Source organism: Streptomyces sp. MMG1533, assembly GCF_001279775.1.
Classification (GTDB): domain Bacteria; phylum Actinomycetota; class Actinomycetes; order Streptomycetales; family Streptomycetaceae; genus Streptomyces.
Window position 1 is genome coordinate 26812 of sequence record NZ_LGDG01000271.1, and the last position, 15797, is coordinate 42608.

Annotated in this window: 13 protein-coding genes and 1 pseudogene; 6 read left to right on the forward strand and 8 right to left on the reverse strand. The window is 69.9% G+C overall.

Annotated elements, in window-relative coordinates; genetic code table 11:
- The first annotated feature begins 44 nt into the window (after positions 1-44).
- On the forward strand, positions 45-530 hold the full coding sequence (locus tag ADK57_RS41765) for a DUF3180 domain-containing protein (protein ID WP_053754973.1): 486 nt from the start codon (positions 45-47) through the stop codon (positions 528-530).
- Positions 531-554: 24 nt separating this feature from the next.
- Here the strand turns inward: ADK57_RS41765 and folE are convergent, their stop codons facing one another.
- From folE to dacB, 6 genes are all read right to left on the reverse strand, one after another.
- The gene (gene folE, locus ADK57_RS41770; protein ID WP_053754974.1) at positions 555-1160 is read right to left on the reverse strand and encodes a GTP cyclohydrolase I FolE; all 606 of its coding nucleotides are present in this window, start codon (positions 1158-1160) and stop codon (positions 555-557) included.
- A gap of 150 nt (positions 1161-1310) precedes the next feature.
- A complete protein-coding gene (gene ftsH / locus ADK57_RS41775) occupies positions 1311-3350 on the reverse strand; it encodes an ATP-dependent zinc metalloprotease FtsH (RefSeq protein ID WP_053754975.1) in 2040 nt (679 codons plus the stop codon).
- A 184-nt stretch (positions 3351-3534) separates the two neighbouring features.
- A complete protein-coding gene (gene hpt, locus ADK57_RS41780; RefSeq protein WP_053754976.1) occupies positions 3535-4095 on the reverse strand; it encodes a hypoxanthine phosphoribosyltransferase in 561 nt (186 codons plus the stop codon).
- A 72-nt stretch (positions 4096-4167) separates the two neighbouring features.
- Positions 4168-5235 (reverse strand): tRNA lysidine(34) synthetase TilS, encoded by a 1068-nt coding sequence (gene tilS / locus ADK57_RS41785; protein WP_053754977.1) that lies wholly within the window; start codon positions 5233-5235, stop codon positions 4168-4170.
- Positions 5236-5427: 192 nt separating this feature from the next.
- The gene (locus ADK57_RS41790; protein ID WP_053754978.1) at positions 5428-6567 is read right to left on the reverse strand and encodes a zinc-dependent metalloprotease; all 1140 of its coding nucleotides are present in this window, start codon (positions 6565-6567) and stop codon (positions 5428-5430) included.
- 76 nt (positions 6568-6643) lie between these two features.
- Entirely contained in the window at positions 6644-8218 is a 1575-nt protein-coding gene (gene dacB / locus ADK57_RS41795; RefSeq protein ID WP_234390575.1) for a D-alanyl-D-alanine carboxypeptidase/D-alanyl-D-alanine-endopeptidase, read from the reverse strand.
- 124 nt (positions 8219-8342) lie between these two features.
- On the opposite strand from dacB, the gene ADK57_RS41800 reads away from it, so the two are divergent.
- Positions 8343-8834, forward strand: coding sequence for an inorganic diphosphatase (locus tag ADK57_RS41800; protein WP_030599677.1), 492 nt, complete (start codon positions 8343-8345; stop codon positions 8832-8834).
- 103 nt (positions 8835-8937) lie between these two features.
- Positions 8938-10644 carry a threonine/serine ThrE exporter family protein gene (locus ADK57_RS41805; protein WP_053754980.1) on the forward strand — a complete coding sequence of 569 codons (1707 nt, stop codon included), beginning with the start codon at positions 8938-8940 and terminating at the stop codon, positions 10642-10644.
- A gap of 145 nt (positions 10645-10789) precedes the next feature.
- On the opposite strand, the gene ADK57_RS41810 is transcribed toward ADK57_RS41805, so the two are convergent.
- Positions 10790-11725 (reverse strand): DedA family protein, encoded by a 936-nt coding sequence (locus tag ADK57_RS41810; protein ID WP_053754981.1) that lies wholly within the window; start codon positions 11723-11725, stop codon positions 10790-10792.
- A 133-nt stretch (positions 11726-11858) separates the two neighbouring features.
- Between ADK57_RS41810 and ADK57_RS41815 the strand changes: the two genes are divergently transcribed.
- Positions 11859-12224, forward strand: a complete 366-nt coding sequence (locus tag ADK57_RS41815) for a YbjQ family protein (protein ID WP_053754982.1) — start codon at positions 11859-11861, stop codon at positions 12222-12224.
- A 21-nt stretch (positions 12225-12245) separates the two neighbouring features.
- On the opposite strand, the gene ADK57_RS41820 is transcribed toward ADK57_RS41815, so the two are convergent.
- A complete protein-coding gene (locus ADK57_RS41820; protein ID WP_053754985.1) occupies positions 12246-13007 on the reverse strand; it encodes a MerR family transcriptional regulator in 762 nt (253 codons plus the stop codon).
- Positions 13008-13156: 149 nt separating this feature from the next.
- Between ADK57_RS41820 and ADK57_RS41825 the strand changes: the two are divergent.
- Positions 13157-14171: pseudogene (locus ADK57_RS41825) on the forward strand (ion channel protein).
- 41 nt (positions 14172-14212) lie between these two features.
- The gene (locus ADK57_RS41830; protein ID WP_053754983.1) at positions 14213-15625 is read left to right on the forward strand and encodes a glutamate decarboxylase; all 1413 of its coding nucleotides are present in this window, start codon (positions 14213-14215) and stop codon (positions 15623-15625) included.
- Positions 15626-15797: the final 172 nt, after the last annotated feature.

Genomic DNA, 15797 nt, shown 5'->3' on the forward strand with positions numbered 1-15797 from the left:
ACGACCACCGTCCGGGACCACGGCCGGGGAGCTGAAGGGACACCGTGAGAGAGCTGCGCATCAGGCTGCTGGCCGGCGTCTTCGCCGTCGCCGGAATCCTGTCCTGGGCGGGCGCCCGCCTCTGGAACTCTGTCGGGACCCTCCCCAGCGTCCCCCTGGCCGCCCCCATCGTCCTCACCCTGATCGCCGTGGTCCTGCTGTCCACGGCGCTCTCCATCCGCGCCCGCCTCAAGGCCCAGCGCGAGCGCCGCCCCGAGGCCAAGGGCGTCGACCCGCTGATGGCGGCCCGCGCGGTCGTCTTCGGCCAGGCCAGCGCCCTGGTGGCCGCCCTCGTCTCCGGGATGTACGGCGGCACCGGCGTCTTCCTCCTGGAGTCCCTCGACATCCCCGCCCGCCGCGACCAGGCCATCTACGCCGGCTTCTCGGTCGCCGCGGGCATCGCCGTCATAGCGGCCGCCATCTTCCTGGAGCGCGTCTGCAAGCTCCCGGAGGACGACGACCACAACACGGGGGCGGCCTCGGCGGCGTAACCCGCCGGACGATCAGGAGGCCGCTCAGCGCGCCATGATGAGGCTCATCGCCTCATTACGCGTGGCGGAATCACGCAGCTGGCCGCGGACCGCCGACGTTATGGTCTTCGCGCCGGGCTTCCGGACCCCCCGCATCGACATGCACATGTGCTCGCATTCGACGACGACGATCACACCGCGCGGCTCGAGGATCTTCATCAGGGAGTCGGCGATCTGCGTGGTGAGCCGTTCCTGCACCTGAGGCCGACGGGCGTACACGTCCACGAGCCGGGCCAGCTTCGAAAGACCCGTGATCTTGCCGTCGGTGGACGGAATGTAGCCCACATGGGCCACTCCGACGAACGGCACCAGATGATGTTCACAGCTGCTCAGGACCTCGATGTCCTTCACGAGCACCATCTCGTCGTGTCCGAGGTCGAACGTCGTCGTCAGCACGTCCTCGGGCTTCTGCCACAGCCCCGCGAAAATCTCCCTGTACGCCCGCGCCACCCGCCCCGGCGTCTCCCGAAGCCCCTCACGGTCCGGGTCCTCGCCGACCGCGATCAGCAGTTCGCGTACGGCGTTCTCGGCCCGCTTCTCGTCGAACTCGCCGATCGAGCCCTCGCCGTCCAGCGTCACGGGGTCGGTCATTTGGTGCCTCGTTCCTGTGCCAGTCGCGCGTGTGGGCCACGCGCCTCATCTGCGGGCATGCAAACGCCGCGCCCCCCAGGCTAGAACCTGGGGGGCGCGGCATTCATTCCGGGCCTGATGAGGTCACCGTGGCCCGAGGTGTCCGGGGAGTCAGCTCTCCGGACGCTCCTCGGGGGCGGGCTCGGTCACCGGGGCGGGTTCCGCCACGGTGGACTTCGCCGTGGAGATCGCCGGCGTGGCACCGTTGGCACCGTTCGTCAGTGCGAGCTCCCTGGGGGAGAGCACCGGCGGACGGGTGGAGGGCGTGCGGCGGGAGGAGCCGGTCCAGGCCGGCCGCGGGGGACGCTTGACGATGGGAGCGAAGATCTCTGCGATCTGCTCCTTGTTCAGCGTCTCCTTCTCCAGCAGCTGGAGGACAAGCTGATCGAGGACGTCGCGGTTCTCGACCAGGATCTCCCAGGCCTCGTTGTGCGCGGTCTCGATCAGCTTCTTGACCTCTTCGTCGACCAGCGCGGCGACCTCTTCCGAGTAGTCACGCGGGTGCGACATCTCTCGGCCCAGGAACGGCTCGGTGTTGTCGCCACCGAACTTGATGGCGCCGAGACGCTCGGTCATGCCGTACTGCGTGACCATCGCGCGGGCCGTTGCGGTGGCCTTCTCGATGTCGTTCGCAGCACCCGTGGTCGGGTCGTGGAAGACCAGTTCCTCGGCCGCGCGGCCGCCCAGCATGTAAGCCAGCTGGTCCAGCATCTCGTTGCGCGTGGTCGAGTACTTGTCCTCGTCCGGCAGGACCATCGTGTAGCCCAGAGCACGGCCTCTAGAGAGGATCGTGATCTTGTGGACCGGGTCGGAGTTCGGGGAGGCCGCCGCGACCAGGGCGTGGCCGCCCTCGTGGTACGCGGTGATCTTCTTTTCCTTGTCCGACATGATCCGGGTCCGCTTCTGCGGGCCCGCCACGACGCGGTCGATGGCCTCGTCCAGCATGTGGTTGTCGATGAGCTTCAGGTCGCTGCGCGCCGTCAGGAGCGCCGCCTCGTTCAGCACATTCGCCAGGTCCGCACCGGTGAAGCCGGGGGTGCGGCGGGCGACGGCCGACAGGTCGACGTCCGGCGCGACCGGCTTGCCCTTCTGGTGAACCTTGAGGATCTCCAGACGGCCCTGCATGTCCGGACGGTCGACCGCGATCTGGCGGTCGAAGCGGCCGGGGCGCAGCAGCGCCGGGTCGAGGATGTCGGGTCGGTTCGTCGCGGCGATGAGAATCACACCGCCCTTGACGTCGAAACCGTCCATCTCGACGAGCAGCTGGTTCAGCGTCTGCTCGCGCTCGTCGTGACCGCCGCCGAGGCCGGCGCCGCGATGGCGTCCGACCGCGTCGATCTCGTCGACGAAGACGATCGCCGGGGCGTTCGCCTTGGCCTGCTCGAACAGGTCACGGACTCGGGAGGCACCGACACCGACGAACATCTCGACGAAGTCGGAACCGGAGATCGAGTAGAACGGCACGCCTGCCTCGCCCGCGACAGCGCGCGCGAGCAGGGTCTTGCCGGTGCCGGGAGGGCCGTACAGCAGTACGCCCTTGGGGATCTTCGCCCCGACGGCCTGGAACTTCGCCGGTTCCTGCAGGAACTCCTTGATCTCGTGGAGCTCCTCGACGGCCTCGTCCGAGCCCGCGACGTCCGAGAACGTCGTCTTCGGGGTGTCCTTGGTGATGAGTTTCGCCTTGGACTTCCCGAAGTTCATGACCCGGGAGCCGCCACCCTGCATCTGATTCATCAGGAACAGGAAGACGACCACGATGAGGACGAAGGGGAGCAGGGAGAGCAGGATCCCGACGAAGGCGTTCTGCTTCGTCGGCGAGACGGTGTAGCCGTCCGGGATCTGCTTGTCCTGGTACTTGTTCTGCAGCGTGCCGGCGAGGGTCGCGCCCTGGTCGCCGATGTAGCTCGCCTGGATCTTCGAGCTGCCCTCGACCTTTACGCCGTCCTTGAGCTGGACCTTGACGGTCTGCTCGTCGCCGGTGGTCAGCTTGGCTGATTCGACCTTGTTGTCATTGATCGCCTGGATCACCTGGCCGGTGTCCACCGTCTTGTAGCCACCGGACGAGCCGACGACCTGCATCAACACGACCACGGCAAGGACGGCCAGCACGATCCACATGACCGGCCCACGGAAGTATCGCTTCACGTCCATCCATACGGAGCGGTGCCGCCCCGTCCCTCCTGCCATAGTGAGTTTGATAAGACAGTTCTTCTGACGGTACCCCAGCATTGTGGACCGAAGCCGCACGGGACTGCCGGCGTACCCGTCTGCATGCTCCAACGGCGCGAAACCCGCTGGGGTTCCCGATCGTCTTAGAGGGCTTGGGCCGTCTGGCTCAGCCGCCGTAGACGTGGGGCGCGAGCGTACCGACGAACGGGAGGTTGCGGTACTTCTCGGCGTAGTCGAGGCCGTAGCCGACGACGAACTCGTTCGGGATGTCGAAGCCGACCCACTCGACGTCGATGGCGACCTTGGCGGCCTCGGGCTTGCGCAGCAGGGTGCACACCTTGAGGGATGCGGGCTCGCGCGAGCCGAGGTTGGAGATCAGCCAGGACAGGGTCAGGCCGGAGTCGATGATGTCCTCGACGATCAGGACGTGCTTGCCCTTGATGTCGGTGTCGAGGTCCTTGAGGATCCGCACCACGCCGGAGGACTGGGTGCCCGCGCCGTACGACGACACGGCCATCCAGTCCATGGTGACGGGGGTGGACAGCGCCCGGGCGAGGTCGGCCATGACCATCACCGCGCCCTTGAGGACGCCGACGATCAGCAGATCCTTGCCCGCGTACTCCGCGTCGATCTTCGCGGCGAGCTCCGTGAGCTTCGCGTCGATCTCTTCCTTGGTGATGAGCACCGACTTGAGGTCGGCACCCATGTCTTTCGCGTCCACCCGCATCACTTTCGGTCGTCCCACCGGCTGCCCGGCCTCCCGCAGAGGCCCGGTCCGTCCCCGGAAAGGGGATGGGATTCAGCCTTGCCGGATCACCAGTCTGCCACCCTGCCGCTGGGCGACGACCTTGCCCGGGAGATTGATGACTCCCTGGCCGCGCCAGCCGGTGATCAACCGGTCGACTTCCTCGATGTGACGGGCGAACAACGAGCCTGCCGGAGCGCCGGCCTCGATGGCGGCGCGACGCAGGATGCGACGGCGTACGGCAGGCGGCAGGGCGTAGAGCTTGGCGCACTCCAGGAGGCCCGCGGAGTCCCGGACGGCGGCCTCGGCCTGGCGGGCCCAGGCGTCGAGCGCGTCGGCGTCGTCGCGGGAGAGCTGGGCCGTACGGGCGAGGGCTTCCACGACGCCTTTGCCCAGCGCCTTCTCCAGGGCGGGCAGGCCCTCGTGGCGCAGCCGGGAGCGCGTGTACGCCGGGTCGGCGTTGTGCGGGTCGTCCCAGACCGGCAGGGACTGGACCATGCAGGCCTTGCGCGCGGTCTGCCGGTCGAGCTGGAGGAAGGGGCGTCGGTAACGGCGGGCGGCCCCCGGTCCCCCGGAAACAGCGGCCATTCCGGACAGGGAGCGGATGCCGGAGCCGCGGGCGAGGCCGAGCAGGACGGTTTCGGCCTGGTCGTCGCGGGTGTGACCGAGCAGGACGGCGGCGGCGCCATGGCGTTCGGCGGCCGCGTCGAGGGCGGCGTAGCGGGCGTCGCGGGCGGCGGCTTCAGGCCCGCCTTCACGGCCGACGGTCACGGCGGTGGACTCGACCGGGTCGAGGCCGAGTTCACGCAGTCGCAGGACGACCTCGTCGGCGCGCAGGTCGGAGCCGGGCTGCAGGCCGTGGTCGACGGTGACGGCGCCGGCGCGGATGCCGAGCTTGGGGGCTTCGAAGGCGAGGGCCGAGGCGAGGGCCATGGAGTCGGCACCGCCGGAGCATGCCACGAGCACGAGCGGCGACGGCGGTCGCTCGTGCGGGGTGTCGTCGCAGGCGCCTGGCTCTTCGCGCGTACGGCCGAGAGTCGTGCGTCCGTGTTCGGTGAGGACGTCGTGGAGGACGCGGCGGACCGCCAGGCGTATCGCCGCGACCGCAGGATGGGGACCCATGTCCGGTTCCCTTCATGAAGTTTTCGGGGGTGAGCCCCGAGTTCGGTCACTCAGAGTGTGTAGATGGTGACAGAACCGGGGCGTTCCCCGAGCATTGCACGCCTACCCATCGCTCACGGTCCCTCGGACGGGTGATTGAAGGGGCATTTGCCTGCCGTCGGCCGGATTCGCTTCACGACCTCCGCGCCCTGTTCACGACTCGGACTTGCGGTGCACCCGCGCGACCCAGTCCGCCGGTTTGGCGATCTCCGCCTTGGTCGGGAGGGTGTTCGGGGACGTCCACACGCGGTTGAAGCCGTCCATGCCGACCTGGTCGACGACGGCCCGCACGAAGCGTTCGCCGTCGCGGTACTGCCGGAGCTTGGCGTCCAGGCCCAGCAGTTTGCGCAGGGCCAAGTCCAGTCGGGAGGCGCCCTTGGCGCGACGCTGCTGGAACTTCTCGCGGATCTCGGCGACGGTCGGCACGACGTCCGGGCCGACCCCGTCCATCACGAAGTCGGCGTGGCCCTCAAGGAGGGACATCACGGCGGTGAGGCGGCCGAGGATCTCCCGCTGGGCGGGCGTCTGCACGATCTCCACGAGGGACCTGCCGCCCTCGTCCTCCTCGCCCTCGGGGCGCCCGCCGGCGAGCGACTGAGCGGCTTCCCGGATGCGTTCCAGGACGGTCATGGGGTCGACCTCGGTCTCCCCCAAGAACGACTGGATTTCGCCCTCGAGGTGGTCCCGCAGCCAGGGCACCGCCGTGAATTGTGTGCGGTGCGTCTCCTCGTGCAGGCACACCCACAGACGGAAGTCGTGCGGCTGTACGTCGAGTTCGCGCTCCACGTGCACGATGTTCGGGGCGACGAGGAGCAGGCGGCCGCCGCCGCTCGGTGAATCAGGGGGGCCGCCCGCCGGGAGTTCGCGGGTGGCCGGGGCGAAGGTCTCGTACTGTCCCAGGACGCGCGAGGACAGGAAGGACAGCAGCATCCCCAGCTCGACGCCCGTCACCTTGCCGCCCACGGCGCCGAAGACCGCGCCGCCGGGCGTGTTGCTGCGCCGCTCCTGCATCTTGTCGAGCAGGGGCTTGAGGAGTTCCCGGAAGCCTGCGACGTTCGCCCGGACCCAGCCGGGGCGGTCGACGACGAGGATCGGGGTGTCGTGGGTGATTTCCGTCCCCATACGAGTGAAGCCCCGGACGTGATCCTCCGAAGCCTTGGCATGCCGGCGCAGTTCCGCGACGACGGCCCGGGCCTCGTCACGGCTCACGTCGGGGCCCGGCCGTACGAGCCGGGTCGCGGTCGCCACCGCGAGATTCCAGTCGACCATCTCGGCACCACCGATGCTCGTCATGCGTCAACCGTACGTGAGCGTTCCCACTTGGGGCAGGCCGTGGAGGTCGGCGGAGCCGGTCCCGGGCGGGGAACGGCTACCTGCAGCCGCATGCCGCCAGCGCCGTCGCCGTCCGGTCCAGCGCCGCCTGTGCCGCCGCGGGATCCGTCGTGTTCGACGCCAGGAACGCGAAGGCCAGGAGGCGGCCGTCCTGGTCCACGACCGTTCCGGCGAGTGTGTTCACGCCCGTCAGTGTTCCCGTTTTCGCTCGTACGATCCCTGCCGCGCCGTCCGCGTAGCGGCTGGTCAGGGTGCCCGTGAAGCCTGCCACCGGGAGGCCGGTGAGGGCGGCGCGCAGTTCCGGGTGGGTGGGGTCGCCGGCCTTGGCCAGGAGGGACGTCAGGAGGCCCGCCGTGAGTCTGTCGTCGCGGTTGAGGCCGCTGCCGTCCTTGAAGTCGGCGCCCGACACCGCAAGTCCGAGTGTCTTCAGCTGGGCGCCGATGGCCTGGCCGGCGCCGCCGAAGTCGGCGCGCTTGCCGGTCGCGACGGCCGTCTGGCGGGCGAGGGCCTCGGCGATGTCGTTGTCGCTGTTGGTGAGCATGCGCTCCACGAGGGCCGAGAGCGGTGGCGAGGAGACCGCGGCGAGGGACTCGGCGCGGCCGGTGGCCTTGGAGGGGCCCGGGGAGGTGGTCTTGATGCCGTAGTCCTTGAGAAGGTCGGCGAACTTGCGGGTCGCGTCCGCCGCCGGGTCCGGTACGCGGACCGCGGGCCCGCTCGCGGAGTCGTCCGTGCGGGCCTCGTCGGCCATCAGGGCGGTGACGGGGGCGAGGTTGTCGTTGACTCCGATGGGGTGAAGTTCGGGGCCGGCGTACAGGGTCGTGTCGTACGAGAGCGTGACCTCGCTGATGCCGCGCTTCTTCAGGGCGGCGGCCGTGTCGTCGGCGAGGGTGCGCAGGCTCGCCCAGCCCTCGGCGTCCTGGTGGGCGGTGAGGGTGGGGTCGCCGCCGCCGACGAGGACGAGTTCGTTGGTGTCGGGTTCGAGGGCGGCGCGGGTGGTGAGGCGGTGGTCGGCGCCGAGGGCGGAGAGGGCTGCGACGGCGGTGGCGATCTTCGTGGTGGAGGCGGGGGTCAGGGCCTCGTCGGCGCCCGTGCCGTAGAGCCGCTTTCCGGTGGCGACGTCGACGACCGCGGCCGTGCGGCGGGCGCCGAGCGCCGCGTCCTTCAGGAGCGGGGTCAGGACGTCGGCGAGGACCGGGCCGGTCGGGGCCGTCCGGACGCTGTTCGTGGCACCGCCGAGGCCGATGAGGACGGACGCGGCGCTGGGGGCGGGCCGGGGCGCCCCACCCGCCGTACCGGACGATCCGTCGTGATCTGCGCCACCCGTGCGCTCCTGGGCAACCGCCCGGTCCCGCTCCGCCGTACGCTGACCGGTGGAGTCCCAAGGGCCTGCGGCACTCACCACTCCGGCGGCCAGGGCCAGTCCGGCGGTGGCGGCACCCGCGGTGTACTGCCAGGTCTTCGGCCTCGTGATCCGCGCGACCTGCGGTTTCGCGGCCCGCGCGATCCGTGTGACCCGCGGTTTCGCGGCCGCGGTGGCGCGCGCGAGACGGGGTCGTACGGCGTCCGCGGCCTGTGCCAGACGCGGTCGTACGGCGTTCGCGACCCGCGTCACACGCGGTCTCGCGGCTCGCCAAGACCTCAGCTCTGGCACGACCACCAGCCCCTTTCGCGATCACACACCTGCGTGAGGGACACTTAACCACCAGAACTATGTGCTGATCATGGAGGAGCCACCGGTGGAGTTCGACGTCACGATCGAGATTCCGAAGGGTTCGCGGAACAAGTACGAGGTGGACCACGAGACCGGTCGGATCCGCCTGGACCGTCGCCTCTTCACCTCGACCAGCTACCCGGCCGACTACGGCTTCGTCGAGAACACCCTCGGCGAGGACGGCGATCCGCTGGACGCGCTGGTCATCCTGGACGAGCCGACCTTCCCCGGCTGCCTCATCCAGTGCCGCGCGATCGGCATGTTCCGTATGACGGACGAGGCCGGTGGCGACGACAAGCTGCTGTGCGTCCCGGCGCACGACCCGCGCGTGGAGCACCTGCGGGACATCCACCACGTGTCGGAGTTCGACCGTCTGGAGATCCAGCACTTCTTCGAGGTCTACAAGGACCTGGAGCCCGGCAAGTCGGTCGAGGGCGCCGACTGGGTGGGCCGCACCGAGGCCGAGGCCGAGATCGAGCGGTCCTACAAGCGTTTCAAGGACCAGGGCGGTCACTGAGCCTGCTGTTGCGAAGGGGCCGCACGCTCACGCGTGCGGCCCCTTCGCGTATGTGTGCGCATACTGATGCTTGCTGCACGTGTCGTACAGGGAGCGCTACGGAGTGAGGGACACGGAAGACCGCAAGCCGCGGTCGGACGAGGCCAGGAGCAGGTTCGCGGCTCCGACCACCGTCGCCGGGGATTCGGCCGATTCCTCTACGACGTCGGAGTTCGCGGTTCCCGAGGGGCTGACGGTGCCCACGGGCGTCGCCACGGAGTCCGACACCACGTCGGAGTTCGCCGTCCCCAAGGGTCTCGGCGTACCGCAGACGCTCCCGGCGGAGCCCGAGGGATCGGCGTTCAACACGCCGCGCACCTACAGCGCCAAGGACGCCCCGGCGGCGTTCACTCCGGCGACCGGCATCCCTGTGGTCAGCCTCACCAAGAACGCGCCCTGGCAGGACCGGATGCGCACGATGCTGCGGATGCCGGTGGCCGAGCGGCCCGCGCCGGAGATCCTGCAGAAGGTCGAGGAGGAGGGCCCGGCCGTTCCGCGCGTGCTCGACCTGACGCTGCGTATCGGCGAACTGCTGCTGGCCGGTGGTGAGGGCGCCGAGGACGTGGAGGCGGCGATGTTCGCGGTCTGCCGCTCCTACGGCCTGGACCGCTGCGAGCCGAACGTCACCTTCACCCTGCTGTCGATCTCCTACCAGCCGTCCCTGGTGGAGGACCCGGTGACGGCGTCCCGGACGGTCCGCCGCCGCGGCACCGACTACACGCGCCTCGCGGCCGTGTTCCGGCTGGTCGACGACCTCAGCGACGCGGACACGGCGATCTCCCTGGAGGAGGCGTACCGGCGGCTCGCCGAGATCCGGCGCAACCGGCACCCGTATCCGGGCTGGGTACTGACCACGGCGAGCGGGCTGCTGGCGGGTGCGGCCTCCGTGCTCGTCGGCGGTGACTTCCTCGTCTTCGTCGCGGCCGCGCTCGGCGCGATGCTCGGCGACCGGCTGGCGTGGCTGTGCGCGGGACGCGGACTGCCGGAGTTCTACCAGTTCACCGTCGCCGCGATGCCACCGGCCGCGATCGGGATCGCGCTGACCCTCGCGCACGTGGACGTGAAGGCCGCCGCGGTCGTCACCGGTGGACTGTTCGCCCTGCTGCCCGGGCGGGCGCTCGTGGCGGGCGTCCAGGACGGTCTGACCGGCTTCTACATCACCGCCTCCGCGCGCCTGCTGGAGGTCATGTACTTCTTCGTCGGCATCGTCGTCGGAGTGCTGATCATGCTCTACGTCGGCGTGCAGCTGGGCGCCCACCTCAACCCCGACGCCGCGCTGGGCATCGACAAGCGGCCGCTGTGGCAGATCGGCGCGTCGATGCTGCTGTCCCTGACCTTCGCGGTCCTGCTCCAGCAGGAACGATCCACCGTGCTGGCGGTGACCCTGAACGGCGGGGTCGCGTGGTCGGTGTACGGCGCGATGCACTACACGGGCGATCTCTCGCCGGTCGCGTCCACGGCGGTGGCGGCGGGGCTCGTGGGCTTGTTCGGCCAGATGCTGTCCCGGTACCGGTTCGCGTCCGCGCTGCCTTACACGACGGCGGCGATCGGCCCCCTGCTGCCGGGTTCCGCCACGTACTTCGGGCTGTTGTCGATCGCGCAGAACCAGGTCGACGAGGGGCTGGTGTCCTTGTCGAAGGCGGCGGCACTGGCGATGGCCATCGCCATCGGCGTCAACCTCGGGTCGGAGATTTCGCGTCTGTTCCTGCGGTTGCCGGGGGCGGGGAGTGCGGCGGGGCGCAGGGCCGCGAAGCGTACGCGAGGGTTCTGAGCGCCGGTGCCTACGAGCACCGGGGGGCCGGCGTACGGCTGATGCGAGTGCGCGGGTGCGGCTACGGGTGCGTTGGCGTTGCGGTTGTTCGCGCCCACGCGGCGGAGCCGCATATCGACACGGCCCCGCGCCCCTGGGCCGGCTGTCAGTAGCCCTGATTGGGCGGGTACTGCTCGTTCTGCTGGGAGCCGTAGGGCTGTTGCCCGTACCCCTGCGGGTACTGCTGGGCGTACGGCTGCTGCTGCGAGGGCCGGCCGTAGTGCTGCTGGTCGTAGCCGTACTGCTGCTGGTCCCCCGGGTTGCCGTACTGCTGCTGGTCCTCCTGGCTGCCGTACTGCTGCTGGTCCCCCTGGCTGCCGTACTGCTCGTCGGTCGGGGGGATGCGGCGGAGTTGGGTCGTCGCGTCGTCCATGACGGGGGCCTGCTGATGGGCGGCGATCGGGGCCTCGGCGGCCGCGCGCTTCTTCTTGGAGCGTTCGCGGAGGTACTCGATGATGATCGGGACCACGGAGACGAAGACGATCAGGACGAGGATCGCCTCGACGTTCGTCCTGATGAACTCGATCTGGCCGAGCCAGTAGCCCGCGAGCGTGATGCCGGAGCCCCAGGCCACGCCGCCGATGACGTTGTACGTGAGGAAGGTGCGGTACTGCATGCGGCCGGCGCCCGCCACGATGGGGGCGAAGGTGCGCACGATCGGCACGAAGCGGGCGAGGACGATCGCCTTGGGGCCGTACTTCTCCATGAACTCGTGGGCCTTCTCCAGGTTCTCCTGTTTGAAGAGCTTGGAGTTGGGGCGGCTGAAGAGCCTCGGGCCGAAGAACTTGCCGATCATGTAGCCCACCTGGTCGCCGAGGACGGCGGCCAGCACGATCAGGAGGCACACCAGCCACAGCGGCTGGCTGATGAACTCGCCCTGGGCCACGAAGAGACCCGCCGTGAACAGCAGCGAGTCGCCGGGCAGGAACGCGAAGAGCCCGGACTCGGCGAAGACGATCAGCAGGATGCCCGGCAGGCTGAAGGTCTCGATGAGGTAGTCGGGGCTGAGCCACTCGGGGCCGAGCGCGAGCGTGGTCGTCACGGGTTTGTGGCTCCTGCTGGTGGGGGACGGGCTTGGGCTGGCTGCCCAAAAGTATCAACGCAGCCGTCGTGGCCCAGGTTCCATGGGAGTCCCCAGGATGCACTGTGGTCCGTCTGGGACAAAGCTGTGGACCATGAGTATCGAAGATTACGGCGGTGGTCAGGAGCCCCGGCCGAACGTGTTGGTGGTGACCACGAACGACGTGCCCGGCCACCGGGTGCAGGAGGTCCTCGGCGAGGTCTTCGGGTTGACCGTACGGTCACGGCACCTGGGCAGTCAGATCGGTGCCGGTCTGAAGTCGATGATCGGCGGTGAACTCAAGGGGCTCACCAAGACACTCGTCCAGACCCGGAACCAGGCCATGGAACGGCTGGTGGAGCAGGCACGCGCGCGTGGGGCCAATGCCGTGCTGATGTTCCGCTTCGACGTGAGCGAGGCGGCGGACGTCGGCACCGAAGTGTGCGCGTACGGGACGGCGGTCGTCCTGGCCCGGGAGTAGGTGCTCCCCCGGGCCGGGTGACTACGAGGTGTGGCGGGCCGCGTTCGCCGTGATCGCGGCCCTCAGGTGTTCGGCGAGGCCCGGGCGCATGGAGTCGTAGAACGCCTTGAAGCGCTCGTCGGACACGTACATCTCGCCGAGGCCCTGGTGGATTTCGTACGAGCACTCGTAGAACCACCCGCAGATGTGCTGTCGGTGTTCCTCGGCCATGTCCATGGCCGCGTCGCCGGTGGGCGGTTCGTCGGCGGCCATCAGGGCGTCGTAGCGCTCGCTCCAGTCGTTGACCTCGGCCTGCATGCGCTTCCAGTCGTCCTTGGTGTAGCTCGCGGCGCGGCGCTGTGACTCGGCGTACGCGTCCGTGCCGCCCCAGCGCTGTTCCGCCTCCTCGGCGTGCTGCTCCGGGTCCTTGTCGCCGAAGACCTCGAACTTCTCCTCCGGCGTGAGGTTGATGCCCATCTTGCGTGCCTCCATGGCGTTCTCCACGGCCGCCGCCATCTTCTGCAGCCTCTCGATCCGGGCGGTCAGCAACTCGTGCTGGCGGCGCAGGTGCGCGCGCGGGTCCGCGGCCGGGTCGTCGAGCAGGGCGGCGACCTCGTCGAGCGGGAAGCCGAGCTCGCGGTAGAACAGGATCTGCTGCAGCCGGTCGAGGTCGGCGTCGCTGTAGCGCCGGTGGCCCGCGTGGCTGCGCTCGCTCGGGACGAGCAGGCCGATGTCGTCGTAGTGGTGCAGCGTGCGCACCGTCACTCCGGCGAAACCGGCGACCTGTCCCACGGAATGGCTCACTTCGTCCGCTCCCTTCTCGGTACGCACTCCACGGTGGGCCCTCACGTGACGTGAGGTGCAAGCCGGATTTTCCGGTGAGGTCCGAGACGGCGGTACCCGACCGGATTCCTCCGGATGTTCAGTCCGTTTTGTCCGCTTATCGTGAGCCCGTGGCCCAGGACACCGCGCAGCAGGCATCCGCCGCCCCGGCGAACCCGGCGCGCGCCCTGTTGCCGTCGATCCTCCCCGCTCTCGTCGTGGGGGTGGGCGCGAGCCTGCTCCTCGTCGGGGTGAGCGCGGCGGCCGAGGAGTTCCAGGACGTGCTGCGGCAGGACCTGCCGGACACGCTGGGGACCGGCCGGTACTCCGTGCTGTGGATGCTCCTCGTGCTCACCGCGACAGGTGTCGCGGTGGGGCTGGTGGTGTGGAAGGTGCCCGGGCACGCCGGGCCCGACCCGGCCACCACCGGCCTCGACGCTCCCGTGCTCCCGCCCGCCATGCCGCCCGGGCCGGTGCCGGCGACCGGGCTGATGCTCGCGGGCGGGCCGAGTCTCGGTCCCGAGAACCCGCCCATCGCCGTGAACGTGGGTCTCGCGTTCTGGCTGGGCAGCCGGCTGCTCCCGCGGATTCCGGGCGGCCTGTGGCCGGCGCCGGCCCAGTCGGCGACGATCGGGGCCCTGTTCGGGACGCCGGTGGCGGCGGCGCTGCTCATCTCCGAGGCGCCGGCCGGCCGGCAGCTGAAGGGAGCGCTGTGGGACAACGTCTTCGCGCCCCTGGTCGCCGCCGCGGCCGGCGCCCTCACGACCACCCTTGTGGCCCATCCTGGCGCCGGCCGCGGCGGCGACCAGGGCAGCTGCCGGCGGTCCGGCTCGTCCTCCGTGGTCCTCGTCCTGCGGCTTCCGGGGCGGACGGATCTTCCCGGCCGTGTTCGTCGGCACCGCCTTCGGACTCGGCGCCCATGCCCTGGCGCCCTCCGTCCAACCGGCGGTCGGTGTCGCCGCGGGCGTCCTGGGCATGCTCCTCGCCATCACCCGGCAGGGCTGGGTGAGCCTGTTCACGGCCGCCGTGCTGGTGGCCTCCCCCGCGATCCTCGCCCTTCTCTGCATCGCCTCCCTGCCGGCCTGGCTCCTGGTGACGGGGCGGCCGCAGATGCAGCTGCGCAAGGACGGAACCCCAGTCACCTGAACCCGCCGAAGAATCCGACGATCCGCTGAGGAGAACCGCCCATGCCGCTCCACAAAGGTCCCGAGAAGCCCGACGAGCGTCCCCTGTCCGTCAACCCGTTCTTCGGCGAGGCGAACCCGGTCGGCGGCATGACCGAGGCCCCGCCCAAGCACCGCCTCCCGGACACTCCCCTGCCGTCCACGACCGCCTACCAGCTCGTGCACGACGAGCTGATGCTGGACGGCAACGCCCGGCTGAACCTCGCCACCTTCGTCACCACCTGGATGGAACCGCAGGCCGGGCTCCTGATGGGCGAGTGCCGGGACAAGAACATGATCGACAAGGACGAGTACCCGCGCACCGCCGAGCTGGAGCGGCGCTGCGTGGCCATGCTCGCCGACCTGTGGAACGCGCCCGACCCGGCGGCTGCCGTGGGCTGTTCGACCACCGGGTCGAGCGAGGCGTGCATGCTCGCCGGCATGGCGCTCAAGCGGCGCTGGGCGCAGCGGAACGCCGACCGGTACCCGGCCCGGGACGTCCGCCCGAACCTCGTCATGGGCGTCAACGTCCAGGTCTGCTGGGACAAGTTCTGCACCTTCTGGGAGGTGGAGGCCCGTCAGGTGCCCATGGAGGGCGACCGCTTCCACCTCGACCCTCAGGCCGCCGCCGAACTGTGCGACGAGAACACCATCGGCGTCGTCGGCATCCTCGGCTCCACCTTCGACGGCTCCTACGAGCCGATCGCCGATCTGTGCGCCGCCCTCGACGCCCTCCAGGAGCGGACCGGCCTCGACATCCCCGTGCACGTCGACGGTGCGTCCGGCGCCATGGTGGCCCCCTTCCTCGACGAGGACCTGGTGTGGGACTTCCGGCTGCCGAGGGTCGCCTCCATCAACACCTCGGGGCACAAGTACGGGCTCGTCTACCCCGGCGTCGGCTGGGCACTGTGGCGTGACAAGGAGGCCCTGCCCGAGGAACTCGTCTTCCGGGTCAACTACTTGGGCGGCGACATGCCGACCTTCGCCCTCAACTTCTCCCGGCCCGGCGCCCAGGTGGTCGCGCAGTACTACACGTTCCTGCGGCTGGGCCGCGAGGGCTTCCGGGCGGTGCAGCAGTCCACGCGGGACGTGGCCCTCGGCATCGCCGAACGCGTGGAGGCGCTCGGCGACTTCCGGCTGCTCACCCGGGGCGACCAGCTGCCCGTCTTCGCCTTCACGACTGCGCCCGGCGTGGACGCGTACGACGTCTTCGACGTGTCCCGGCGACTGCGCGAGCGGGGCTGGCTGGTGCCCGCGTACACCTTCCCGGCGAACCGCGAGGACCTCTCCGTCCTGCGGGTCGTGTGCCGCAACGGCTTCTCGGCCGACCTCGCCGAGATGTTCGTGGAGGACCTGGGACGGCTGTTGCCGGAGCTGCGCCGACAGACAGGCCCGCTGGCCCACGGCAAGGAGATGGCCACCGGGTTCCACCACTGATGGCGGCCGTGTGGTGCGCCTGCGTCGGTTCGCGCCGCGAGGACCTCTCGAGCCGCCCCGCCCTACTTGCTCAACCGTTCCTAATGACTGAGTGGGAGTGGGTCCTGTTGCCAGGACTCGTGCTCAGCCGGGTGCTCCGAACGGTGTTGGGCACCCTGGTCGCCCGCTTTCG